Origin of the sequence: Alteromonas salexigens (assembly GCF_025628895.1) — a bacterium.
GTDB lineage: Bacteria > Pseudomonadota > Gammaproteobacteria > Enterobacterales > Alteromonadaceae > Alteromonas > Alteromonas salexigens.
The window spans coordinates 36,010-59,293 of sequence record NZ_JAOTJC010000005.1; the positions used below are offsets into that span (position 1 = coordinate 36,010).

At 52.9% G+C, this 23,284-nt stretch carries 21 protein-coding genes and 1 tRNA gene; 11 read left to right on the top strand and 11 right to left on the bottom strand.

What is annotated here, in order from left to right; genetic code table 11:
* Positions 1 to 184: 184 nt before the first annotated feature.
* Positions 185 to 2,131, top strand: coding sequence for an acetate--CoA ligase (gene acs / locus OCL06_RS03580; protein WP_262992379.1), 1,947 nt, complete (start codon positions 185 to 187; stop codon positions 2,129 to 2,131).
* A 14-nt stretch (positions 2,132 to 2,145) separates the two neighbouring features.
* The gene (locus tag OCL06_RS03585; protein ID WP_262992380.1) at positions 2,146 to 2,799 is read left to right on the top strand and encodes a response regulator transcription factor; all 654 of its coding nucleotides are present in this window, start codon (positions 2,146 to 2,148) and stop codon (positions 2,797 to 2,799) included.
* A 14-nt stretch (positions 2,800 to 2,813) separates the two neighbouring features.
* Here the strand turns inward: OCL06_RS03585 and OCL06_RS03590 are convergent, their stop codons facing one another.
* The 4 genes from OCL06_RS03590 to rimK are packed head-to-tail and all read right to left on the bottom strand — an operon-like array spanning position 2,814 to position 6,079.
* Positions 2,814 to 3,692, bottom strand: a complete 879-nt coding sequence (locus tag OCL06_RS03590) for a transporter substrate-binding domain-containing protein (RefSeq protein WP_262992381.1) — start codon at positions 3,690 to 3,692, stop codon at positions 2,814 to 2,816.
* 1 nt (position 3,693) lies between these two features.
* Positions 3,694 to 4,134 (bottom strand): ATP-dependent zinc protease family protein, encoded by a 441-nt coding sequence (locus tag OCL06_RS03595; protein WP_262992382.1) that lies wholly within the window; start codon positions 4,132 to 4,134, stop codon positions 3,694 to 3,696.
* Position 4,135: 1 nt separating this feature from the next.
* Complete coding sequence (locus OCL06_RS03600; RefSeq protein WP_262992383.1) at positions 4,136 to 5,173, bottom strand: succinylglutamate desuccinylase/aspartoacylase family protein; 1,038 nt, start codon at positions 5,171 to 5,173, stop codon at positions 4,136 to 4,138.
* Positions 5,174 to 6,079 carry a 30S ribosomal protein S6--L-glutamate ligase gene (gene rimK / locus OCL06_RS03605; RefSeq protein WP_262992384.1) on the bottom strand — a complete coding sequence of 302 codons (906 nt, stop codon included), beginning with the start codon at positions 6,077 to 6,079 and terminating at the stop codon, positions 5,174 to 5,176. It abuts the gene before it with no gap.
* Positions 6,080 to 6,270: 191 nt separating this feature from the next.
* Between rimK and OCL06_RS03610 the strand changes: the two genes are divergently transcribed.
* Positions 6,271 to 6,873, top strand: a complete 603-nt coding sequence (locus OCL06_RS03610) for a mechanosensitive ion channel family protein (protein ID WP_262992385.1) — start codon at positions 6,271 to 6,273, stop codon at positions 6,871 to 6,873.
* Positions 6,874 to 6,879: 6 nt separating this feature from the next.
* Here OCL06_RS03610 and OCL06_RS03615 read toward each other — a convergent pair whose 3' ends face one another.
* A complete protein-coding gene (locus OCL06_RS03615; protein WP_262992387.1) occupies positions 6,880 to 10,311 on the bottom strand; it encodes a hybrid sensor histidine kinase/response regulator in 3,432 nt (1,143 codons plus the stop codon).
* A gap of 254 nt (positions 10,312 to 10,565) precedes the next feature.
* On the opposite strand from OCL06_RS03615, the gene OCL06_RS03620 reads away from it, so the two are divergent.
* The 6 genes from OCL06_RS03620 to OCL06_RS03645 all read left to right on the top strand — a co-directional run bounded on the left by OCL06_RS03620 (position 10,566) and on the right by OCL06_RS03645 (position 16,368).
* On the top strand, positions 10,566 to 10,832 hold the full coding sequence (locus tag OCL06_RS03620) for a DUF4212 domain-containing protein (RefSeq protein WP_262992389.1): 267 nt from the start codon (positions 10,566 to 10,568) through the stop codon (positions 10,830 to 10,832).
* A 3-nt stretch (positions 10,833 to 10,835) separates the two neighbouring features.
* Positions 10,836 to 12,560, top strand: coding sequence for a sodium:solute symporter family protein (locus OCL06_RS03625; protein WP_262992390.1), 1,725 nt, complete (start codon positions 10,836 to 10,838; stop codon positions 12,558 to 12,560).
* A gap of 99 nt (positions 12,561 to 12,659) precedes the next feature.
* The gene (locus OCL06_RS03630) at positions 12,660 to 14,492 is read left to right on the top strand and encodes a DUF294 nucleotidyltransferase-like domain-containing protein (RefSeq protein WP_262992391.1); all 1,833 of its coding nucleotides are present in this window, start codon (positions 12,660 to 12,662) and stop codon (positions 14,490 to 14,492) included.
* Positions 14,489 to 15,163: a 3'-5' exonuclease gene (locus tag OCL06_RS03635; protein WP_262992392.1), complete on the top strand. Its 675-nt coding sequence runs from the start codon at positions 14,489 to 14,491 to the stop codon at positions 15,161 to 15,163. Before OCL06_RS03630 ends, OCL06_RS03635 begins: the two co-directional genes overlap by 4 nt.
* A 90-nt stretch (positions 15,164 to 15,253) precedes the next feature.
* Positions 15,254 to 15,340, top strand: a tRNA-Leu gene (locus OCL06_RS03640).
* Between the two features lie 275 nt (positions 15,341 to 15,615).
* The gene (locus OCL06_RS03645) at positions 15,616 to 16,368 is read left to right on the top strand and encodes a hypothetical protein (RefSeq protein ID WP_262992393.1); all 753 of its coding nucleotides are present in this window, start codon (positions 15,616 to 15,618) and stop codon (positions 16,366 to 16,368) included.
* A 34-nt stretch (positions 16,369 to 16,402) separates the two neighbouring features.
* On the opposite strand, the gene OCL06_RS03650 is transcribed toward OCL06_RS03645, so the two are convergent.
* The 3 genes from OCL06_RS03650 to OCL06_RS03660 all read right to left on the bottom strand — a co-directional run bounded on the left by OCL06_RS03650 (position 16,403) and on the right by OCL06_RS03660 (position 18,161).
* A complete protein-coding gene (locus OCL06_RS03650) occupies positions 16,403 to 16,747 on the bottom strand; it encodes an Hpt domain-containing protein (protein WP_262992394.1) in 345 nt (114 codons plus the stop codon).
* Positions 16,744 to 17,688, bottom strand: a complete 945-nt coding sequence (locus OCL06_RS03655; protein WP_262992395.1) for a GGDEF domain-containing response regulator — start codon at positions 17,686 to 17,688, stop codon at positions 16,744 to 16,746. The genes OCL06_RS03650 and OCL06_RS03655 overlap by 4 nt, the downstream gene beginning before the upstream one ends.
* 194 nt (positions 17,689 to 17,882) lie before the next feature.
* A complete protein-coding gene (locus tag OCL06_RS03660; RefSeq protein WP_262992396.1) occupies positions 17,883 to 18,161 on the bottom strand; it encodes an MAPEG family protein in 279 nt (92 codons plus the stop codon).
* Positions 18,162 to 18,466: 305 nt separating this feature from the next.
* Here OCL06_RS03660 and OCL06_RS03665 point away from each other — a divergent pair, with 305 nt between their 5' ends.
* On the top strand, positions 18,467 to 19,087 hold the full coding sequence (locus OCL06_RS03665) for a LysE family translocator (protein ID WP_262992397.1): 621 nt from the start codon (positions 18,467 to 18,469) through the stop codon (positions 19,085 to 19,087).
* 16 nt (positions 19,088 to 19,103) lie between these two features.
* Here the strand turns inward: OCL06_RS03665 and OCL06_RS03670 are convergent, their stop codons facing one another.
* Complete coding sequence (locus OCL06_RS03670) at positions 19,104 to 19,616, bottom strand: fasciclin domain-containing protein (RefSeq protein WP_262992398.1); 513 nt, start codon at positions 19,614 to 19,616, stop codon at positions 19,104 to 19,106.
* A 238-nt stretch (positions 19,617 to 19,854) separates the two neighbouring features.
* Between OCL06_RS03670 and OCL06_RS03675 the strand changes: the two genes are divergently transcribed.
* Positions 19,855 to 21,021: a tetratricopeptide repeat protein gene (locus tag OCL06_RS03675; RefSeq protein WP_262992399.1), complete on the top strand. Its 1,167-nt coding sequence runs from the start codon at positions 19,855 to 19,857 to the stop codon at positions 21,019 to 21,021.
* A 63-nt stretch (positions 21,022 to 21,084) separates the two neighbouring features.
* On the opposite strand, the gene OCL06_RS03680 is transcribed toward OCL06_RS03675, so the two are convergent.
* A complete protein-coding gene (locus tag OCL06_RS03680) occupies positions 21,085 to 21,924 on the bottom strand; it encodes an isopenicillin N synthase family dioxygenase (protein ID WP_262992400.1) in 840 nt (279 codons plus the stop codon).
* Between the two features lie 140 nt (positions 21,925 to 22,064).
* A complete protein-coding gene (locus OCL06_RS03685; protein WP_262992401.1) occupies positions 22,065 to 23,276 on the bottom strand; it encodes a NupC/NupG family nucleoside CNT transporter in 1,212 nt (403 codons plus the stop codon).
* Positions 23,277 to 23,284: the final 8 nt, after the last annotated feature.

Genomic DNA, 23,284 nt, shown 5'->3' on the forward strand with positions numbered 1-23,284 from the left:
TGGTAATCTGACTGACAAACTGGAAATTGCAAATAAGCGGATGGTCTATAAGACGAAAGTCTTAGCGCGCAATGATAATAGCAAAGCGGCTAAGACCAAAGTCTCATTTTGCTTTGATCAGGAATGATTACATTGGACTACAATCTGAGAGCTTGACTTTAATTGGACACTGGAGGCACGAGTTATGACCGCCCACAAGCGTTATCCCATACCGGACGCGATCAAGGACACCACGTTACTGAATGAAGAGCAGTACCAGGCAATGTATAATCAGTCTATCTCCGATCCCGAGGCGTTCTGGGCTGAGCAGGCCGGAATGCTGGAGTGGTATCAGGCGCCCACCAAAATTAAGAATACCCGTTTCGGAGAGGGTGAGGTGTCAATTAAGTGGTTTGAAGATGGCGAGCTGAACGCCAGTTACAACTGCATTGACCGCCATCTGGCCGACAATGCCAAGAAAACAGCCATCCACTGGGAAGGTGACACGCCGGGTGAAGCAGAAGCGATTACTTACCAGCAGCTGCACTATGAAGTGTGTAAGCTGGCTAACGGTTTGAAAAAACTTGGCGTTAAAAAAGGCGACCGGGTGGCTATTTATATGCCGATGGTGCCACAGGCTGCCTATGCCATGCTGGCCTGCGCGCGCATTGGTGCGGTGCACTCGGTGATATTCGGCGGTTTTTCTCCCAATGCCATTGCCGATCGCATCAATGACAGTGATGCCAAAGTTATTATTACCAGCGACGAAGGGCGGCGTGCAGGTCGCAGTGTGCCGTTGAAGACGAACGTGGATAAAGCGTTAGCGGACGGTGCCTGCCCCTCCATCACCAACGCCGTGGTATTAAAGCTGACTGGCGCCGACGTGGACTGGAATGACGATGTAGACGTGTGGTGGGATGAGCTGGTGGACGATTGCACTGGCCAGTGCGAACCGGAAGTCATGAATGCGGAAGACCCGCTCTTTATTCTGTATACCTCGGGCTCCACCGGCACACCAAAAGGCGTGGTGCACACCACGGGTGGCTATCTGTTATACACCGCCATGACGTTTAAATACGTATTCGATTATCAACCTGACGACATTTACTGGTGCACCGCTGATGTGGGCTGGATCACTGGACACAGCTACATGGTGTACGGCCCCCTTATAAACGGGGCATCACAGGTATTCTTTGAAGGCGTGCCTAACTACCCGGACGTGCGCCGTATCGCGCAGGTTGTGGAGAAGTATAAGGTAAATAGCCTGTATACCGCCCCTACGGCCATCCGGGCACTGATGGCCCATGGCGATAAGCCGGCAGAAGGCTGTGATTTAAGCAGTCTGCGTTTGTTGGGCTCGGTCGGGGAGCCTATTAACCCGGAAGCCTGGGAATGGTACCATCGGGTGTTGGGGGAAAACCGCTGCCCCATCGTAGATACGTGGTGGCAGACCGAAACCGGTGGCATCATGATCACGCCGCTTGCCGGTGCCACAGAGCTGAAACCAGGCTCGGCCACCCGGCCGTTCTTTGGTATTGAACCGGCCCTGTTTGATGCCGACGGTAAAGAGCTGGAAGGCGCAAATGAAGGGAATCTGGTAATTAAGAACAGCTGGCCCAGTCAGGCGCGGACAGTGTATGGCGATCATGAACGGTTCATTAATACCTACTTCAGCACCTATCCCGGCGTATATTTTACCGGCGACGGCGCCCGTCGTGATGAAGATGATTATTTCTGGATCACGGGCCGGGTGGACGACGTGTTAAATGTCTCCGGGCACCGCCTGGGCACCGCAGAAATAGAAAGTGCCATGGTGGCGCATTCTAAAGTAGCGGAAGCGGCAGTGGTGGGCTACCCCCATGATATCAAAGGGCAGGGCATCTACGTATATGTGACGCCCAATGATGGTGTCACCGCAGACGAGGCACTGAGTAAAGAGCTGCGGGACTGGGTGCGTAACGAGCTTAGCCCCATTGCCACACCAGATAAAATTCAGTGGTCTGAGGGCTTACCGAAAACACGGTCGGGCAAAATCATGCGGCGAATTTTGCGCAAAATCGCAGCGAATGAGCATGATCAGCTTGGAGATACCTCCACATTGGCTGATCCGTCAGTTGTTGATAAACTCATTGCGGAACGCTTAAACAAATAACGGACTCTACTGTCATGGTTAGCCTGCTGATTGCTGATGATCACCCGTTGTACCGGGATGCCCTGAAAGGGGCATTAGTGACAACCTTTAACGATTTGCAATTGTATGAGGCAGGCGACCTGACATCCACAGTGTCGTTACTCTACGAGCATGATATTGATTTGTTACTGCTGGACTTACACATGCCCGGCAGTAACGATCTGTTCGGGTTGCTGCATATTCGTAAACTTTACCCCGATCTGCCGGTGGCGGTGGTTTCCGGAACCGAAGATCCTGCCACCATTTCTAAAATAGTGGCCGTAGGCGCTCTTGGGTTCATTCCCAAAACGGCAAGCTCCAGTGATATTGCCAATGCGGTGCAGGCTATTCTGGAAGGCGATATCTGGCTGCCGGCCTCGGTAAGTAACACCATGGAACCGGTTGATAACGAGTTCTCAGAGCTGGCAGATAAAGTATCTTCACTTACCCCTTCTCAGTATAAAGTGTTGTGCTATATGCGTGACGGCCTGCTGAATAAGCAAATTGGCTATAATCTGGATATTGCCGAAGCGACCGTAAAAGCCCATGTGACGGCTATTTTCCGTAAGCTGGGGATTAACAACCGCACCCAGGCGGTGTTACTGGCGTCGCAGCTGGAACTTGAACCACCGGCGTCTGCCCATGGCTAACCGTTATTGCAGATTTACTGGTTAAAATAAGGCAGGTAAGTATCTAACGCCTCCTGAGACGCCTCACTCAGCATGGGGTTAGTTAAGTTAATCACCTCACGGCCCTGTAAGTGCGCCATGCTGTTCTGATAAAACCGTTGTGACATCAGCAGTGCCTGAAATTCACCGGTGGCGAGTAACTGCTGTAATCCCTCGTTTATTCTCTCGGCCAGCTGGCGGTTGTTGCGACTGACAAAAAAGAACATGGGACTGGGATAACTGAGTACCAGGTGCTCCTCCAGTGCAAACGGCCGGGCACTGTGAAAGGCCAGTTCGTAATCTACTTCCAAAACCCCACGAGGGTAATAATCGGCAAAGCTTTCTTCCAGTACCCGAAAGGAAGACTTGTACGTGGCTTCCAGCACGGAAAAGCCGTGATGGCGATACAGGCGTGTGTCCGGCCAGTCCTGCCCCTGCACGGCACGGTATTGTTTAAGCTGGTTTATTTCTACCGGTTCGTCGAAGCGCTCATCATCGGCGCGGATCAGCAAGACACGCTTGCCAAACAGCCCGGCTGCAATAGGAACAGGTACAGCAGTGTAGAGACTTTCCCGTTCCAGCGTGGTCACGCTCCAGGTCACATCCAGCATTTTATGGTCGAGGTTGCGCAGCTGACGCTCCTGCACGGTGCGGCTTTCGTTCGGCAGCAGTTCTGCCTCGCCATACTCTTCTGCTGTCTTGTCGAGGGCCATTTGTAGCAGGGCTTTCACATACAAATAGAGAGGGTCGGTGCCTTCGGCCACCTGGGGAATGCGGATTTGTTTAATTGTCGGCGCGTCCGTGTCCTGATGCGCTGAGACGCTGGCCAGCAGGCAGTGACAAATAATAACTGTAACGCCTACCGCCCAACGCATATCAGTCTTTGCCAGTCAGCAAAAATTCAAATTCGGGGTCAACCAACAGCCGTCCGTTCATGGCCTCGCGACCCAGTAACATCAGGTAGGTCATTTCCGAGCGGTCCGTTAATGTCAGCTGAATAGTCCAGCGCATGTCATCCATTACGATTGGTGTATCAATGACATAACGCTTTTCACGGGTGGCGGTGGAGCTTTTCACCTGCTTTTTGCCCACGATTGGCGCTTCCCGGCGAACCACACGTTCCACGTTGTGAATATCCGGGTGGATATCGAAGCGGATCCACTGCTCATTATTTTTTTCAAACTCTTCGATGTTGTCTACGTGCAGCGACGATGTGGCAGCGCCAGTGTCTACCCGCACGTTGAGTTGGCTGATTTCCAGTTCAGGCAGGTCGCACAACTCAATGGCACCGACCAGCTTTTTGTGACCTTGTGGCACGTTATTGCCCCTCCACTACGGGTTGTTCGTTCAGCACCAGGTTATCCTGTAACAGTTCAACATGTTCTGCAACCGCGCCGGGCTTACTAAAGTACGCCACATGGTAAACCGCTTCACCTTCCTGAGTAAGCGGAATGTTCTGTTTACCAATAATGACGCCGTCGGCGGGGCTGATTATCGAGGCCACTACTTCGCCATACGGATCAGCAATGCTGGCCAGCCGATCGCCTTTACTGACATGATCGCCCATCTGCGCAAGGTGGGTCACAAAACCGCTTTCAGGGGCACGTACCCAGCCGCTTTGACGGGCGATAAAGCGGTCGATGTCATGGCCTTTACTGGCGCGCTTATTCAGCATGCCTAAATGGCGCATGGTATTGATAATGCCTTTAACACCCGCACGGATAGAAAACTCATCGTATCGCAAAGCCTGCCCCGCTTCATACAGCAGTATTTTAATACCTTCATCACTGGCCGCCTGACGTAAGGAGCCGTCACGGATATCTGCATTTAATAACACAGGGACGCCAAAGGCTTTGGCCATCGCCAGTACCTCCGGATCGTCGAGGTTAGCACGCACCTGCGGCAGATTACTGCGGTGAATAGCGCCGGTATGCAGGTCGATGCCCACGTCACATTTGCTAACCACCTCTTTGAAAAACAGGTTGGCCAGCCGGCCGGCCAGGGAGCCCTTTTTGCTGCCCGGAAAGCTGCGGTTCAGGTCGCGGCGATCCGGCAGGTAGCGAGACTGGTTAACCACGCCATACACATTGACCATAGGCACAGCAATTAGTGTGCCCCGCAGCCGGCTGATAGATTTAGAACGGATAAGACGGCTGACAATTTCAATGCCATTTAATTCATCGCCGTGGATAGCGGCACTAACAAACAGAGTGGGGCCTTCCCGTTTGCCGCGTTTTACATACACCGGAATGCTCATGTTAGTAGCGGTATACAACGGCGGCATTTGCAGCTCTATTTTCTTGGTTTCACCTGGCAGTACAGAATGCCCGCCAATTTCAAGTGCAGTGCCTTTCACTTAGCCTTTTCCTCGGGTACGGGTGTTATTCGGCTTCGCCGATTTAGCAATAAAGTCTATAATCATGCCCGCCACATCTTTTTTTGTGGCCGACTCAATGCCTTCCAGGCCGGGTGAAGAGTTCACCTCCATCACCACCGGACCATTATTCGAGCGCAGAATGTCGACCCCGCAACAGTTCAGTCCCATGGTTTTGGCAGCATCTACAGCGGTTTTGCGTTCTTCCGGGGACAGTCTCACCAAACTGGCTGAGCCACCCCGGTGCAAGTTAGAGCGAAATTCGCCGGGCGCTGCCTGGCGCTTCATGGCCGCTACGACTTTGCCGCCCACGACCAGACAGCGGATGTCTGAACCGCCCGCTTCCTTAATGAACTCCTGAACCAGAATGGAGGCATTCAACCCCATAAATGCTTCGATAATTGATTCCGCGGCTTTCTGCGTGTCGGCCAGCACCACACCAATGCCCTGTGTACCTTCCAACAGCTTGATCACCACCGGGGCGCCGCCCACATTTTTTATCAGATCATCGATACGGTCAGGGTGATGCGCAAATCCGGTACGCGGCATACCAATGCCTTTACGGGACAGCAACTGCAACGAGCGCAACTTGTCCCTCGAACGGCTGATAGCCACTGACTCATTCACTGAGTAGGTGCCCATCATTTCAAACTGACGAACCACCGAGGTGCCATAGAAACTAACCGAGGCACCGATACGGGGGATCACCGCATCGTAGTAGGGGAGTTTGCGGCCCTTGTAACGTACCGATGGGTTGGCACTGGTGATATCCATGTAGCAGTGCATGGTGTCGATAATATCCACCGTGTGCCCACGTGCCTGACCGGCTTCCTGAAGTCGGCGGGTGGAGTAAAGTCGGGGATTACGGGAAAGTATGGCTATACGCATATAAGAATCTCTGTCCTTGCGGATTTTGAAGTAAACAGATAAGTCCGGCGGACATGCCGGGATGGCACCAGAGAATTCAGTACGCTAGTGCTATTCGTTTCTACAATATAGATGATATATTCGTAAACGTCTTAAGATTTTTCTTATGCTATCGATAGTTAGCTTTTGTTGAACAGAGGGAGCAAACGTGCATGGGGCACTGGTTGAATGATGTGGCGGTGTGGGTTGAGGGTTATCAGTTAAACCTGATTGCTACCGGCCTGTTCCTCTTAGCGTATGTGGCGGTGATCCGTCTCGTCATTCCGCGGCTGGAACGAAACCTGGCGAGCAGTCGCTTAAAGTCTTCCAGTGCAGTGAAGGGGCTGTTTGTGGCCCGGGTGTTGACCGGTATTGCTACCTTTGCCGGTATTTTACTGGCCTGGGGTGTGGATTTTTCCGGTCTGCTGGTGCTGTCTACTTCCATCATTACCCTCACTGGGGTGGCGTTGTTTGCCAGTTGGTCACTGATCAGCAATATCACGGCGTACTTTATCTTGTTGACCAATGTTGCCTACCGGCGGGGCAATGCAGTGCGCATTATCGACGGTGATAATTATGTGGAGGGCACGATTGCCGACATCGGCCCCTTCAGCACACGGCTGGTCACGGCAGAACGAGAAACCGTGCTATACCCGAATAACCTGGTGCTGACCCGCCCGGTGCTGATCAATCCCAAGACCCCCTGGCACAGTGTGGGCAAGGTGGTGGCGCAACCCATAGGGCAAAGCAGTGAGCAAAAGGCCGACAAGGCCTGAGCACTACTATTCGAAGGTTTTGGCCTCTCGCTGCATTTGCTGCAACAGCGCCCGTAACCTGGCCGGCTTTAGAGGCTTAGCCAGGTAGTGTACCGACTGGGCTTTGCAGCGGTCCCGTAAATCTTCTTCCTGGTTAGCGGTGATCAGCGCCGCAGGTAATAGCGCGTCATAAGCATCGCGCAGGGTGTCTATCAATGCCAGACCGTTGTCGCCATGCCCCAGATGATAGTCCATCAGTAACACCTGTGGCGCAAACTCCCGGGCGGTTTCTAGCGCTTGCTGCCTGGAGTCAGCCACACAAACCTCTGCGCCCCACTTTTGCAGCAATGTCTGCATGGCATCAAGATTTTGCTGTTGGTCGTCCACACACAGTACCCGCAGGCCGGTAAAGTCGCCGGTTCGGGGACGGGTGGTGTCGCCGCCGGCCGCAGGGGAGTGCGTAGTAGGCAGATTTAACGAGAAACAACTGCCCTGACCCGGTGTGGAGGTCACCTTAATTGCGGCGCCGAGCTGGGATGAGAGCCGTCGTACCACGGCAAGTCCTAAGCCGACGCCATGTTCTGTTGACTCAAGCGTACGGTAGAAATCACCAAAAATAAGGGCCTGTTGCTCCTCGGAAATGCCAATGCCGGTATCGTATACCGCCAGTTCGACTTGTCCGGCACGGCGGCGGGCAGTAAACAGCACCTTGCCCGTTGGCGTGTATTTGATCGCGTTAGACAACAGGTTCTGGGTAATCCTGTACAAAAAGGTTTTGTCTGTGGTCACCCAGCATGAGCGCAGCCGGATGCGTAACTGCAGGCCTTTATCCTGTGCCGATAACGCCATTTCTTCCGCCAACGGGCCCAATAAATCTGCCACGTTGACCGGCTCCAGTGAAGGTTTCATTTCTCCCTGATCCAGCCGTGCAATATCCAGCAGCGTGGCGATCAGCGCCTCACTGGAATTCACACTATGATTCAGCTTGGTCACAATACTTGCCGCCTGTTCAGGTAAACCGGCTTCCTGAAGCGCGGATAAGTACAGCTTGGCGGCATTCAAAGGTTGCAGAACATCATGGCTGGCCAGTGCCAGAAAGCGGGTTTTACTGGCGTTGGCGTCCTCGGCGGCCTGCCTGGCGCGAATGAGCTCTTTTTCCGCTTCAGAGCGACGCTCAATTTCCAGGCGCAGTTCAGCATTAATCGAGTGTACTTCTTCGGTGCGTTTTTTGACCCGCAGCTCCAGATCGATGTTCGATTCCTCTAATGCCTGCTGAATTTCTACGTGGGCAGTAATGTCATTGAAGCTGGTTACAAAACCACCGCCCGGCAGCGGGTTGCCAACCATTTCAATAACACGGCCATCGCTTCGCTGACGGGTGAAACGGTGGGGACTCCCCGAGCGTAAGTAAGCCAGTCGTTTGTCTACCTGTTCCTCAATATCGCCGGGGCCGAACTCACCCTTCTCGGCGTTATAACGGATGAGCTTTTCAATGGGGGTGCCTACCGTAAGCAGGGCTTCCGGATACTGATATAACGTAGCATACTGTTTATTCCATGCCACCAGGTTGAGGTGCTGATCTACCACACTGATCCCCTGATCCATGTTTTCCAGCGACGTAAGCAGGGCGCTCATGTTGAATTTCACCGCCTGCGTGGTGCCATCGAAGAAGTTAATCACTTCCGTCACATCGAGCTTTTTCCCCTGTAACACACTGTCCAACAGCGCCTTGGCTGAGGATGCGCCCAGCACGCCGCCCAGTGCACGCTCGCAAAATGCCAGAAACGCATCGTCTGGTTGTTCCGTTTCAATTAACGTGCAGGTGTTCAGGTATTGATATTCGTTAACCAGTTGCTGACAACGGCTGGCGCCCATAAAGGTGGTCAGCAAGGTGGTGAGATCTGCGATAGTAATGGCCGACTGCGCGCTGGTGGCCGCTGCCTGGTTATTCGTGTCAGAAGGCGCCACAAAGGCCTCGGCCTGGATGCGGTCTATCAGTCGGTGGCTGGCTAACCAGGAAAACAGCACAAACGCCGTGATATTGGCGGTAAGACTAAACAGTGCTCCGGCACTGATGGTGTCACTTTGCGCAACGCTGCCGGCAGGCGCCGTAGCCAGCGGCACGACCAGCCATAAAATCCAGCAGGTCACGCCAACCAGTAAACCCGCGTAGACGCCATGGGCATGGGCACGTCGCCAGTAGAGGCCGCCCACAATTGCTGGTAGCAGCTGGATAACCAGTGAAAACGCCACCAGACCTATTGAGTGCAGGCTTCGCGCACCGGTCATTTGCTGGTGATACACGAAGGCCATTAACAAAATAAGCCCTATCACCACCCGCCGGATACGTTGGATTTGCCGCGCGTAGTCTTTGTTACGGTTGGCCGGGGAGCCCCTTGCCAACCAGCTCGGCAGGATTACATCGTTGGTGAGCATGGTGCTTAAGGTCAGCGTCGCCACAATAATCATGGCAGTGGCAGCAGAAAGACCGCCAATAAATACCAGCATCTGCAACAATACCGACTCTGAATATATGGCCAGCGATATGACGTAGGTATCCGGCTCAACACTGGCACCAAAAATAGCGGTGCCAGCGGTAGCAATAACCGGGATCACCGCGGCGAGAATGGCAAGATAGAGCGGGAACAGCCAGCGTGCTGTCTTCAGGTGACTCAGACTCAGGTTATCCACAATGGCGACATGGAACTGCCGGGGCAAACATAAAACCGCTGCGGCTGACATCACCGTTTGCGCGATAAAGGTCAGTGAGCCAAACTGCGATAATGCCTCGCTGGTGGTATAACGGCCCAGCAGAGAGCCGCTTTCGGTGGTAGTCCATACTGAATAGCCGACTATCGCGACCAACACCAGTGCCAGCAGTTTAATGGATGACTCAAAGGCGATGGCAAGCATCAGGCCACGCCGGTATTCGGTGACGTCCGCTTGCTTGGTACCGAAGAAAATCGCAAAGATAGCGATAAATACTGTGGCAGCTAACACTATCATGTTGCTGTCTGACTGGCGGGTCAGTAGCTGAAAAGTAGAGCCGATGGCTTTTAATTGCAGAGCAATATACGGCACGGTGGCCAGTAACGCGATTACGGTGACGAGTAACGCCACTGTCTGGCGCTTGCCATAGCGGGAGGCGATGAAGTCGGCAATGGTGGTAATGTGTTGTTTTTTACTGACCAGCGTCAGCTTATAAATAAACCGGTAGCCCAGTAAATAAACCAGTATAGGCCCAAGCAGCAAGGGCAGATAGCTCCAGGTATCCCGGCTAGCCTGACCTACGGCTCCAAAAAAAGTCCACGCAGTACAATAAATGGCCAGCGCCAGCGAGTAGATGGCGGGGTGAGAGGTGAGCTTGCGCGCGGCAGGCGAGTTTTTATCGCCCCAGCTGGCTATGTAAAAAAGCACCAACAAATACACCAGTGCCAGCGAAACCCAGCCTAACGTCATTCTGCCTCCTTAAAGCGTGTTAACAAGATGTTGCGCATTATGCCTGCCTGTCTGATTTATGACCTACGACCATGGTCTCATTCCGACTTTGTGAAAGCGGGTCTAAAGTGTACTGAAAGCCTGTGAAGATGGGTTTTTCAGTAACTTTCATGAAGTCTGGCGAATGGCTGTGATGGTAAATGGGTGCCCGGCTGTGCAAGGTTGCTGAAATGTTAACACTGCATTTTCGTTTAACCTGATTTGAGGACGGCAACATGGCGTTTAAAAACGATGACGATAAAAAAGCGTACTGGAAAGAGAACCTGGCACTGCTGGCCAAACTGCTGGTGGTGTGGTTCGTGGTCTCTTTCGGGGCCGGTATTCTGCTCGTGGATGTACTCAACCAAATCCAGTTCTTTGGGTTTAAGCTCGGCTTCTGGTTTGCACAACAGGGGTCCATTTACGTATTCGTCGCGCTTATTTTTGTGTATATGGCAAAAATGAATGCAATGGATAAAAAATATGGCGTAGACGAGGAGTAATTCATGGACGTTCAGTTTTTAACCTTTCTTATCGTAGGCGGCTCGTTTGCCCTGTATATCGGCATTGCCATCTGGGCGCGGGCCGGTTCAACCAACGAATTTTACGTTGCCGGTGGCGGCGTACCCCCCGTGCTCAACGGGATGGCGACCGCAGCTGACTGGATGTCGGCAGCGTCTTTCATTTCCATGGCCGGCCTAGTGTCGTTCATGGGCTATGACGGCGCGGTTTACCTGATGGGGTGGACCGGCGGCTATGTCTTGTTAGCCCTTTGTCTGGCTCCGTACCTGCGCAAATTCGGTAAATTCACTGTACCGGATTTCATAGGTGACCGCTACTATTCACAAACTGCGCGCACGGTGGCGGTATTCTGTGCCATTTTTGTGTGCTTTACCTATGTGGCCGGTCAGATGCGTGGGGTTGGGGTGGTCTTCAGCCGGTTTCTGGAAGTAGACATTGTCGCGGGCGTGATCATTGGTATGGCAATTGTGTTTTTCTACACCGTGCTGGGCGGGATGAAAGGCATTACCTACACCCAGGTGGCGCAGTATTGTGTGCTGATCTTTGCATACCTGGTGCCGGTGGTGTTCATTTCTATGATGGTAACCGGGCATATCCTGCCGCAAACAGGATTTGGCGCCACCCTCACCGATGGTTCAGGGATGTATATGCTGGATAAACTCGATCAGCTGTCTACTGAACTCGGGTTCCATGAATACACAACAGGCTCGAAAAGTACCATCGATGTATTTTTTATCACCTTTGCGCTGATGGTCGGGACGGCCGGTCTGCCTCACGTCATAGTGCGCTTCTTCACCGTGCCAAAGGTACGGGACGCACGGAAATCCGCAGGCTGGGCGCTGGCATTTATTGCCATCCTGTATACCACGGCACCATCGCTGGCCGCATTTGGCAGGGTCAACATGATTGAAACCATCAATGGCCCGGACATGCAGGGCACTCCTTATTCACAGGCGCCGACCTGGATCAAGAACTGGGAGCAAACCGGGTTGATTGAGTTCAACGACAAAAATGGTGATGGCAGGATGTTTTATGCGGCGGGCAGTATTGATGATCCGCAAAGTGCCAACGAGATGCGCGTGGACCGGGACATTATGGTCATGGCGAATCCGGAAATTGCCGAGTTACCGGCCTGGGTCATCGCCCTGGTCGCGGCAGGGGCGGTGGCTGCGGCATTGTCGACATCGGCGGGCTTGCTGCTGGTTATTTCCACCTCCGTGTCGCATGACTTGCTAAAGCGTAATTACATGCCCAATATTACTGATAAGGCCGAGCTGTTTTATGCCCGGCTGGCGGCGGGGGTTGCTATCGTCATTGCCGGCTACTTTGGTATTAACCCGCCCGGCTTCGTGGCTCAGGTGGTTGCCTTTGCGTTTGGACTCGCTGCATCTAGCTTTTTCCCGGCTATCATCATGGGGATCTTCAGTACCCGTATGAATGATAAGGGAGCCATCGCCGGGATGGTGGCAGGGATTGCCTTTACGGCGTCATACATTATTTACTTTAAGTTTATCAATGCCGACGCTAACACTGCAGAGAACTGGTGGTTTGGCATATCGCCTGAGGGCATCGGCACCCTGGGTATGCTGGTGAACTTTGTGGTGGCGTTCGTGGTGTTTAAATTAACAAAAGAAGCGCCCCAGGAAATTCAGGAGCTGGTGGAGAGCATACGCTATCCGAAAGGTGCCGGTGAAGCGTCCGCGCATTAGTCGCACTGACGCGCTTTTCTATAGAAAGGCTCACCGTCGGTGGGCCTTTTCCTGTGACTCTACAGCTCGCTACGCCCAGGCGGAGAAGAAGGCGATAATATGAACACAGCGTCCCGGCAGGTGACCGATTTTTTCAGTAGTGTCGCACCGTTTGAGGGATTGGACAGTGACATGCTGACCACACTGGCACGCCGCGCTGTGGGTTTGTATCTTACTGACACCAATGCGGATGACCTGACCAGCCGCTATCGGCAGCATCTGTTCGTGATCCAGAGCGGACAGTTTGTCATTCATGAAGCTGACGAACCCGTACGGCATGTAAGCGAAGGTGCATGCTTCGGTTACGCTATGTTGCTGGATGGCGTGAGTTACCCGTTACGGGTGGAGGTGAATGAGCCCGGCCTGGTTTACTGTATCGACGAGGTTCAGTTCAGCGAATTGCTGGAAGTATCCACGGTGGCAAACTTCTTTCAACGCCTGGGGGACGACGAGCTACAGCAACAGGCCGTTACCCGCTCTGAGTCAGTGTGGCTATACCGGTCACTGAGTGAAGTAGTGCAGCGAGCACCTGTGATGGTAAACGAGCAGGCGACGATTGTTGAAGCCGCGCGGGTAATGACCGAAAACGGCGTGTCCTCATTACTGGTGACATGCGGTGAAGCCGTGGTGGGGGTAGTAACCGATCGGGATTTGCGCTCGCGGGTCGTCGCCCGTGAGGTAGATGTGGGCCAGCCGATCGCCACAATTATGACCCGCAGTCCGGTGGTGATTAGCGAGCAGGATACCTTGTTTGACACCCTGGCGACGATGAGTGAGCGTAATATTCATCATTTGCCGGTGGTAGATACGGCCACCGGGAAGCCAGTGGGCATGGTGACGGTCACTGATATTATTCGCCAGCAACGGGGCAACGTTTTATTCATTATTGGTGAACTCGCTAAAGCCGACTGCCTGTATACCTTGACCCGCGCCGCCTGGCAGCTGCCTCACTATTTCGCCACCCATGCCAGGCGTCCGGGTGATGTGGATATTATTGGGCGGGTGCTGAGCCAGGCAACCGACATGATCACCCGAAAACTCATTAGTTTCTTTGAACAGGCTAACGGGCCGGCGCCCATGCCATTTAGCTGGTTAGTATTTGGATCTCAGGCGCGTCAGGACCAGACGTTAGGTTCTGACCAGGATAATGGGTTGTTACTGGCCGATACGCCGACAGACACACAGGCCGACTACTTTCAAAGCATGGGGACTTATGTCTGCGAAGGATTGGCAAAATGTGGGATTAAACGCTGCACCGGAAATATTATGGCCAGTAATCCGGCCTTGCGGTTATCGCTTGACGCGGCAGTCAAAGACGCTCAGGGGTGGGTGAGTGAGCCTGCCAGTACCGCGATTATGCATTGTAATATTTTTCTGGACGTGCGGACGGTAGCAGGCGACCTGGATCTGTTTGAAACGTTGCAGCGCAGACGAGCCCCCTTATTCAGACAGCGCCTGTTTCTGGCTGCGCTGGCCCGGCACGCCAGCGAGGCTGCAGTGCCTTTGTCCTTGTTTCGTCGCTTTGTCTGTGAAAAAGATGCCCAGGGCAGAGATGTCATCGACTTAAAAGTGCGGGGAGTGGCTATCATTAATAATATTGTGCGGCTGTACGCGCTGGCCGAAGGTCTTACCATGCCCTCGACGCTGAGCCGGTTAAAGCGTCTATCCGGGCAAAGTGAGTTGTCGTTACGGGATAGGGATAATTTGCGTGATATCTGGCTGTTCCTGAATCGTTTGCGCTGGCGCCATCAGTTACAAAACAATCTCACCGACAACAAGGTCCCCCTCAGTGAGTTGTCAGCAATTGAGAAACACCAGCTAAAAGCCGCGTTCAGAGCGATTGAGATTGCCCAGGAAGGGGCGGTAATGGCCTTTTCAGGTGGTATGCGGTGAATATATGGTCCCGCTGCTGCAAGTGGTTCAGTGCCAATGTCCCTGCCCAGTGGCGAAACCGCCTGTGGCAGGACGTCCCGCTGCTGGCGGTGGACCTTGAGCTTACTTCCCTGAATGCGAACACGTGCGGCATTGTTTCAGCGGGCTGGGTGGCCGGGCAGGGCGGGGATATTCAACTGGCCAGCGCCTCTCACAGGGTGGTGAATACCCCGTCCCCGCTTAAACAAAGCCCCGTCATTCATGGTCTGACAGACCGGCAGGTAGCAGAGGGCGCGCCCTTGGAAGAGGTGCTCCAATCCCTCTTGCCTTATGCAAGGACACATATGTGGGTTATGCACCACAGTACACTGGATTGGGGAGCGCTGAATCGTGCGTTTGAGCGATGCAATATAGCTATCCCCGGCGTGGTGGTACTGGATACCCTGGATCTGATGGTGTATTACCTGAAAAAGCGCTATCAGATGGTTCCACATGACGCGGTGAGCCTGGCTGGTTGCCGCCAACAACTGGGTCTGCCTGACGCACCTGCGCATAATGCGCTGGAAGATGCCATTGCGACATTGCAGGTGTGGTACGCGCTGTTTGAGCAGTTAAATGGCCGGAATTTCATGCAGGTTGATGACTTTCTGCACACTCGCGCCATTAAGTACAAAAAAATAGGTAGAAAGTGAAGACAGAGCGTTGACAAACCTGCGCACTACGCGTAAATTTCGCTCCCACAACGCAGCGCGGTTTGAAACCTCTTCAGCTACGCTCACGTTGCCCAGGTGGTGAAATTGGTAGACACGCTAGCTTCAGGTGCTAGTGGCCTCACGGCCGTGGCGGTTCAAGTCCGCCCCTGGGCACCATTCTTCTTCTCTTCGAAGTATATAGTTCTGAAAATTACCCAAGTATATTTAACAGTACGGCGGACTAACCCAGCCAAAAATCACACGCACAGTGCAGTGTGAAGCAGGGTTGAACGCTTGCATTTGGTCCGATTCGAAGAAGTCGCTGCCGAATCATCTGAAAGTATAATTGCGCATACGTTCGTATGGAATAGACTACCGGCGCCTGTCGCGGATTGCTTAACTTTTGATCATTAATCCGTATAGTTGCGGGCTTAAAGGTCGAGGTTGTCGCTATGCATATCAATACGAATTTAGAGAAAAAGGACTATCTCAACGCTTACAAGGACATGTTTGTTTTTCTTTTCCGTCATCCGCTGATCACCGCTATTTTTATAGTGGTTTGCCTGACTTGTGAACTTATTCCGTTTGCCTGGTTTCCGTTGAAAATGGCGGGTTACGCGCTGGCGATTTCGCTAATGGTGTGCGTGACTACGTTGCATTATCGTTCAGGATCACTTCAGGGTCTGCTGAGTGAGTGGCGCTTTCAGGGCGCGGTTTACCTTCCTGCTATTGCCTTGATCCTCGGGTTGAGCTGGCTGGGCTTTCTGGTGGCCGATACGTTACTGAGCGTCCTTTCTGAAGGCGAGACTCAGGGGGCATTACCGCCGGTGCAGGCTGTAACTGTCCAGGAAGACGGCAACACACTGTTCGTGGCCCTGTTTGCAGCGGCCATCGTGTGTGTAGCGCAAATTATGCCGCTGGTGCTGGCTCACTTCTGTCGTGGGCTGGGGCTTTCCCGTCATCAGGGAGAGAAAATCTGGCTGGCCTTAATGCTGCGGGCAAAAAGTCTGCTGGCGTTTATTCCAATAGCGCAACTGGTGCCGCTGAGTATCGCCATGAACTGGAATGTTGCCGGCGTGGTGATAGCGCTGGCGACCCTGTACTCCACCTTCTTACTGTTTATTGTTTTTAATATTTCACCCGCTCAGCCTCGTCGCTCGGTAGTGATGGACAACAATATAGCGGCAGGGCCGGCGGCCGGTTAGCTGCAACCCTGCGTTTCACCAGCTAAAAAGGTTGCTAACAGTCTTGCTGAAGTGCCTCCAGCGTTCTGTCTGCCACTGGCTGTGTCTGTTCACAGGCGCTGGTGGTGGCGGGCAGGTCGCGCATTTTGGCTGCTTGCTCGATGTTGGCAAAACAGTCGGTTAAAGCAGGCAGCGCCAGTTCACCGGCAGAACCTTTAAGGGTATGGGCCTGCGCCTGTACACCTGCCAGATCGCCGGTTTCAAGATTGCTACGCAGGGTCTGCCACTGCGTCGGGTATTGCTCTAAAAACAGCGCCACTACCCGTTGTAACAGGGACTCTTTGCCCATCATGCGGCGTAGCGCCTGGTCTTTATTCCACAACTCAGCAGTGGTTATCATTCTGATACTCCTTCTAAAGCCACATCGTATACCACCACACAATTGCGTCCTTGTGATTTGGCTTCGTACAGCGCTGTATCTGCCCGCGAAACGGCTTTTTTCAGATTACGGTCATCCGATGGCTGATACTCTGCTACCCCCGCGCTGACAGTCACTACTTTTTCCGGCGAGTGTTGATGAGGTATCGCCAGGGCCTTGATAACAGTCAGTAACCGTTGAGCCACCGCCAGAGCGCCAGCGGTGTCGGTTTCCGGAAGTACCACCAGAAATTCCTCACCTCCCACCCGGATCAGTTTATCCCGGGGACGCAGTAATGAATGCATGGTAGTGTGACTAACCTTATGCAAGCAGGTGTCACCCTGCAGGTGTCCATACTCATCGTTATACTGCTTAAAGAAATCGATGTCGAACAGGATGAACGCAAGGTCCCGCTCGTGACGCAGGCAGTCGCGGATAATGCCTGGCAGGCTGTCTTCGAGGTAATGACGGTTGAATGCGCCGGTGAGCCGATCCAAATAGATTAACTGTTCCAGCAGATCAGTCTTCATTTTATGATTCAGGTGGCTTTTCACCCGGTTGCGTAACGTAGTGGGATTAACGGGTTTTTCAACAAAGTCGACGCCACCGGCGTCCCAGCATTTTTCCTGCTCTTCATCGGTGGCAGAGCCGGTAACAAAAATGACCGGAATTTGACTGGTTTCAGCAATATCCGCCAGCAGGCGGCAGGCATCGTGGCCACTCATATCGGGCATCACCACGTCCATTAACACAAGGTCGGGACGTTGCGCGCGACAAAATGCTATCGCCTTGCTTGCACTGTCAGTGGTGGAGCACTCCACCATATCTTCCAGTAAAGACTCGAGTATTAACCGGCTGCTGGGCTGGTCATCAACTATCAATACGTGACAGTCCTGTATAGTGCGGGACGATTGCTGTTGCAAGTTGCCAACTCCTCATACTTGCGTGGTCGTGAGTGACCATCATTATTATTTTCGTCAGAGATGACGCACCCAGAGAAGTATACCGTGGACACGCTATTTATCCAGTTCTTAACAATCGTCATTAAATCGGCAAAGCGAATAGGGCGTCACCACGCCGGCCATGTCCTGCCATCGTGGCAAAGGCCACCGTTGAATTACGCGCCGGATGAAAGTAATTGCCATGCTAGCATACCGTATAACCACAAGGTGGCGAGCAGAGCAATCATGTAGAAATAACTCCGGGGGCTGGGGTTAAGCTCTGTAGCTAAACAGTAATACAGCACCATGTGGCCGATACGCGCAAGCGCAAACACCCATACCGTATAAGCCAGTATAGTCGGACTAACACTGACAAACATGGCAAGGAATGCCGGAAACACCAATACCGCCAGGTTTTCCAGGGAGTTCTGAAACGTGCGATGGCTACGAAACACAAAGGAATCGTGACTGAGGTTACCACTGACTTTTCCCGGTACATAGTGTGACTAGCTGCGGTGGGCACCGGCAGCCACCAGACTTTGGATTAGTACCGTTAGTAAAATAACCCATAAGCCCCAGACTGACATACTGTATGTAACAAACATGGTATTTAGTTCCCCGTGGTGTTGTTTGTTTGTCTACCCAGGGGCTTGTAGCCGGGATCATATCTGGAAAGCCGTGCTTTTCTACCCGTTAGTTCACTGTGGTATTCTGTTGGTTTTGATACCCGGGTGGGTGTATGTTGCCATACGAAGTACTTTTGACATTTTCTTTTTCTGCATTGCTGTTAAGCCTCTCGCCGGGCCCGTCAAACCTGTTTATCATGGCCTGTACAGTGAGTGGTGGGCGTGTTGCCGGCGCCTCTGCGGCTATAGGTATGGCGCTGGGTAGCTTTACGTATGTCATACTTACTGCATTGGGCCTGGCTGCCTTAATTGTGTATTCACCCACTATATTTACCGGGCTTACCCTGGCGGGCGCGATTTACTTGGTGGTATCCGGAGGACTGGCCTGGCGGGCCGCGGGCGAACTGGCAGTGCAATCCCGTCCACGGTCTGCGCCAAACAGATTGTGGATGCGCGGTCTGATGGTAGAGCTGACTAACCCAAAAACAGGGTTATTTTTTCTCGCGTTTCTGCCACAGTTTACCCGGCCGGCGTTGGGCAATGTACCTGAACAATTATTGGTGCTAGGGACGCTTTATGCTGTCATCGCTTTGGGGTGCGACCTCGTGGTCGTTAGCGCGTCGGCGAAACTGGGTCGGTGGTTACAGCAGCACCCCCGTCTGGCTAAGAAGCAAGAGCAGGGGGCCGCAGCAGTGCTCATTATTCTGGGCGTAGTAATACTGATAAACGCGCTGCCCGGGATGGATCTTAAATAGAACTTGCAGGACCCGACTATAACTTTTTGGCCACTGAGTCAGGCACTAAAACCTGGTCTATCACGTGAATAACGCCATTTGACGCCATGATATCGGTTTTGACCACTGTGGCGTTTTCCACCATGACCTTGCCCATGTCGCTGGAAATATTGATAACAGCGCCTTCCACAGTGGTCGCCTCGCTGAGTCCGGTTACCCTGTCAGCCGTAAACTTACCCGATACCACATGGTAAGTAAGCACTTGCACTAATGCTTCTTTGTTAGCTGGCTTTAATAACTTGTCCAGGGTTCCGGCGGGCAGAGCTTCGAACGCAGCGTTGGTAGGGGCAAACACAGTATAAGGGCCGGCATCTTTAAGAATGTCAGTGATACCAGCAGCCTCAATGGCGGTCACGAGGGTGGAGAAGGTGTCGTTACTGGCAGCAATAGTCACGATATCGTCTTTCGCTTGTTTGTGGTGACCCGCGAAAATACTGAAGCTGACACAGGTGAGCAGTACGGCAGTCGCGAGGTTGCGTATAGTTTTCATAGCAGATTGTCCTTTAACAGGTGATAAGAAATACGGGCGTAATACTTTGAGCCGTACCTTTGTTGATACGGGATAAAGAAACAAAGGGTTGGTTACAACTGCGTAATCTACGACGAATGACTGCTTCGCAGTCCTTAACGGTATGTGAAAGTGAATTTGCCGGTCTATACTTGATAAAGACGGCTAATTTACGTGAATAATGCCGTCTGGCAGTAAACGCAGAATGAGGATAATGCCAATGCAAGTTCGTCAGACAATTGCATGCTTTGGTATACTCGTATTACTGCAGGGATGCGCGAGTACCCCCGAAGAAACTGTGTCCAGCCCTTATCCGGCGCTGAAAGACGCGCTGTTCCCTAGCTATACCCTGTTTGAGCCGGAAAGCGAAGAGGCCGTATTCATGCTGGATGAGGAGGCCGCAGCGTTTGTAGCCGGCGCCATGTCCCCCAATCGCAGTGATCACTACAATATGCGGCAACTGGTTAAGAATATTTTTGAATACTCTGATGCCGGTCTCCAGTACCGAAACAGCGCCAACACCGTGGCCTCACGGACCTTTCAGAATCAAACCGCGAACTGCCTGTCGCTTTCTATCATGACCTATGCCATGGCAGCACATGCCGGTTACCGCGCCCAGTTTTATGAAGTGGATATTCCAGAGTACTGGACCCGCAGAGATGGCTACAGCCTGCTTAACGGGCATATTAATTTGCGAATTTCCCTGCCTGACGAACAGAACGTAACCCGCATGCAGGACGATTACATGGACGTGGATTTCGACCCTCAGAACGTACGTGAATATTTTCCCCGCAGGAAACTGAAAAAGCGGGTGGTGCTGTCCATGTTTTACAATAACAAAGGCGCCGACGCGCTCATTGCCAGTAGCTACAGCAAGGCCTATGCGTACTTTCGCAAAGCGGCACTGCTATCGCCTGAGTTACCGCAGTCGTGGGTAAACCTCGGCGTGCTGTATCGTCAGCAGGACGCCTATGCAGCCGCAGAAGAAGCTTACGAGCGCGCCATTGCGCTGGATAACGAAAATTTCACCGCCTGGGAAAACCTGGCCATTCTGTATCGCTATACCGACCGTCATGATCAGGCCGACCAAATTGCTGCGCGGCTGGAACGCCGGCGAGAGGATAACCCTTTCTATCATTTCATTTTAGGCGAGCAGGCTCTCGAGGCGGAGCAGCTGGAGGAAGCGCTCACCCATTATCGTCGGGCAATGCGCCTGGACAGCACCCGTCATGAGGTTTTGTTTGGCCTTGGTAAAACCTATTTTGAAATGGGTGATGTGACCCGCGCCCGCCAGTTTATCGAGCGAGCTGCACGGCATGCGCCGAATGCCCAGGAGCAGCAGCGCTATCAGGGCAAGTTGTCGGTATTGCAAAGCCGCTCCGATTAACCGCCACAAACAAAAAAGCCATGCAGCGAGCATGGCTTAGTGCGTCATATTTTAGCGTGCCAGTTAGATAACACCAAGTTCGCGCAGACGCTCCTGCAGGTATGAACCGGCAGTATGGCGGTCAGACAGTTTTACATCCGGACGGGGGTGTAAAAACAGCGGCAGTGAAATGCGTGACTTCGTCATGTCCGCATTTTCCGGGTTGATTACCCGGTGCGTGGTAGACGGGAAGTAGCCACCGGACGCTTCCTGCAACATGTCGCCAATATTGACAATCAGGTTACCAAAGTCACAGGGGACTTCCAGCCAGCTGCCGTCTTTCGCCTGCACCTGTAAACCCGGTTCGTTGGCCGCAGGCAGGATGGTGATCAGGTTAATGTCTTCATGGGCGGCAGCACGGATCGCATCCGGTTCTTCATCGCCCTGCAACGGCGGATAATGCAATACCCGTAACAATGTCTGGTCGCTGTCTTTGATCATATTCGACAGCGGTTCATTGTACAGCTTGCTGACTTCGTCGGGCGAGTGCTTTTCTATCCAGCCCAGCAGTTCCTTGGCTAACTCGGTGGCCTGACCGTAGTAGCCTTCCAGTTGCGGACGTAGTTCTGACGGGCACTGACCCCAGGGATAAAAATGGTAATACTCTTTGATGTCTTTCTTGGTAAATCCTTTCGCGACTTCTGACACGCTCTGCGGGAAGAAGCCGTCCTGCGTCCCCTTGTTATACAGGTACTGGTGTTTGTCTTCGCTATCAAAGAATCCCTGCCAGGACTCATAGATACCAGACACCATAGACTGCTGGATAGGGTGGTTTTTAAGTACACCAAACCCAGTCTCGCGCAGAGACTGTACGAATAACTCTTCGGCGTTGTCAGCCTGGTAGTCAACAGCAACTAATTGCATAGTAGGATCCCATAAGTTTAGACCGCGGCATTATAATCATAGACCCGCGAGGTGAAAAGGCGCAGACATAAATATTGAGCAAGGTCTGCGCGGGGGGTAATTTACAAAAAACTGACCGAATAGTCTACTGGCGTGGGCAATTAGCCCAGCGCCAGGAAGAATCCGGCCAGTGCCGCACTCATCAGATTGGACAGGGTTGCGGCGATCACCGCTTTCAGTCCCAGGCGGGCAATTTCTTTGCGACGAGTAGGGGCCATTGCACCCACGCCACCCATAAGAATGGCAATTGACGAAAAGTTTGCAAAACCGCACAGCGCGAAGGTAATGATGGCCTGCGACGACGCTGACAGTGCTTCTTTGTTTTCCAGGAAGCCCAGATAAGCCACAAACTCATTGACGACCACTTTCTGACCGATAACACTGCCGGCAATTTTCGCCTCTTCCCACGGCACGCCAATAGCCCATGCCAGCGGCTGCAGTAAAAAGCCCAGGATGCTTTCGAAGGTCAGATCTTCTACGCCTACCAGTTCGCCGGACCAGCCCACCAGGCCATTCAGCATGGCAATAAGGGCAATAAATGCCAGCAGCATAGCACCTACATTCAGCGCCAGGGTTAGCCCTGATGCCGCGCCACTCGCGGCCGCGTCGAACACATTGGCATAACCGGTATCTTCAGCGTCGATTTGATCAAGTTCATTATTGGTTTGTTCTGTTTCAGGCAAAATAATCTTGGCCATCAGCAGGCCACCTGGTGCGGCCATGAAGCTGGCCGCCAGCAGATATTTAAGCTCAACACCCATACCGGCGTACCCGGCCATAACCGAGCCAGCAATAGACGCCAGGCCGCCCACCATAATGGCAAACAACTCGGATCGGGTCATGTGCGGGATAAACGGGCGAACGACCAGCGGGGCTTCGGTCTGGCCCACAAAAATATTCGCCGCCGCCGACATCGACTCGGGTCGGCTGGTGCCCAGTACTTTTTGCAGGAAGCCACCGATTAAGCGAATGATCCAACCCATCAGCCCAAGGTGATACAACACCGCAATCAGCGACGAGAAGAAGATAATGACGGGCAACACGTTGAACGCAAAGATAAAGCCCAGCGACTTATCACCAATAGGCCCAAACACGAAGTTTATGCCCTGTTGGCTGTAATCAATGATGTTACCCACAAAACGGGTCATCTTAAGCAGGAGCTGTTTGCCTGGCTCAAAATACAAAATAAAGGCGCCAACCAGCGCCTGAATTGCAAACGCACCGCCTACGGTGCGCCAGTTTATAGAGCGTTTGGCCGATGACAGCAAAAAGGCAATGCCAAGCAATAGTGCAATGCCCACTAAACTAACCATGATGAATA

Coding starts and splice junctions, on each gene's coding strand:
- OCL06_RS03620 (WP_262992389.1), top strand. CDS start 10,566: ATGGCGTTTAAAAACGATGACGATAAAAAAGCGTACTGGAAAGAGAAC.
- OCL06_RS03615 (WP_262992387.1), bottom strand. CDS start 10,311: ATGACGTTAGGCTGGGTTTCGCTGGCACTGGTGTATTTGTTGGTGCTT.
- OCL06_RS03675 (WP_262992399.1), top strand. CDS start 19,855: ATGCAAGTTCGTCAGACAATTGCATGCTTTGGTATACTCGTATTACTG.
- OCL06_RS03630 (WP_262992391.1), top strand. CDS start 12,660: ATGAACACAGCGTCCCGGCAGGTGACCGATTTTTTCAGTAGTGTCGCA.
- OCL06_RS03650 (WP_262992394.1), bottom strand. CDS start 16,747: ATGATAACCACTGCTGAGTTGTGGAATAAAGACCAGGCGCTACGCCGC.
- OCL06_RS03670 (WP_262992398.1), bottom strand. CDS start 19,616: ATGAAAACTATACGCAACCTCGCGACTGCCGTACTGCTCACCTGTGTC.
- OCL06_RS03625 (WP_262992390.1), top strand. CDS start 10,836: ATGGACGTTCAGTTTTTAACCTTTCTTATCGTAGGCGGCTCGTTTGCC.
- OCL06_RS03680 (WP_262992400.1), bottom strand. CDS start 21,924: ATGCAATTAGTTGCTGTTGACTACCAGGCTGACAACGCCGAAGAGTTA.
- OCL06_RS03610 (WP_262992385.1), top strand. CDS start 6,271: ATGGGGCACTGGTTGAATGATGTGGCGGTGTGGGTTGAGGGTTATCAG.
- OCL06_RS03685 (WP_262992401.1), bottom strand. CDS start 23,276: ATGGTTAGTTTAGTGGGCATTGCACTATTGCTTGGCATTGCCTTTTTG.
- OCL06_RS03590 (WP_262992381.1), bottom strand. CDS start 3,692: ATGCGTTGGGCGGTAGGCGTTACAGTTATTATTTGTCACTGCCTGCTG.
- rimK (WP_262992384.1), bottom strand. CDS start 6,079: ATGCGTATAGCCATACTTTCCCGTAATCCCCGACTTTACTCCACCCGC.
- OCL06_RS03585 (WP_262992380.1), top strand. CDS start 2,146: ATGGTTAGCCTGCTGATTGCTGATGATCACCCGTTGTACCGGGATGCC.
- OCL06_RS03645 (WP_262992393.1), top strand. CDS start 15,616: ATGCATATCAATACGAATTTAGAGAAAAAGGACTATCTCAACGCTTAC.
- acs (WP_262992379.1), top strand. CDS start 185: ATGACCGCCCACAAGCGTTATCCCATACCGGACGCGATCAAGGACACC.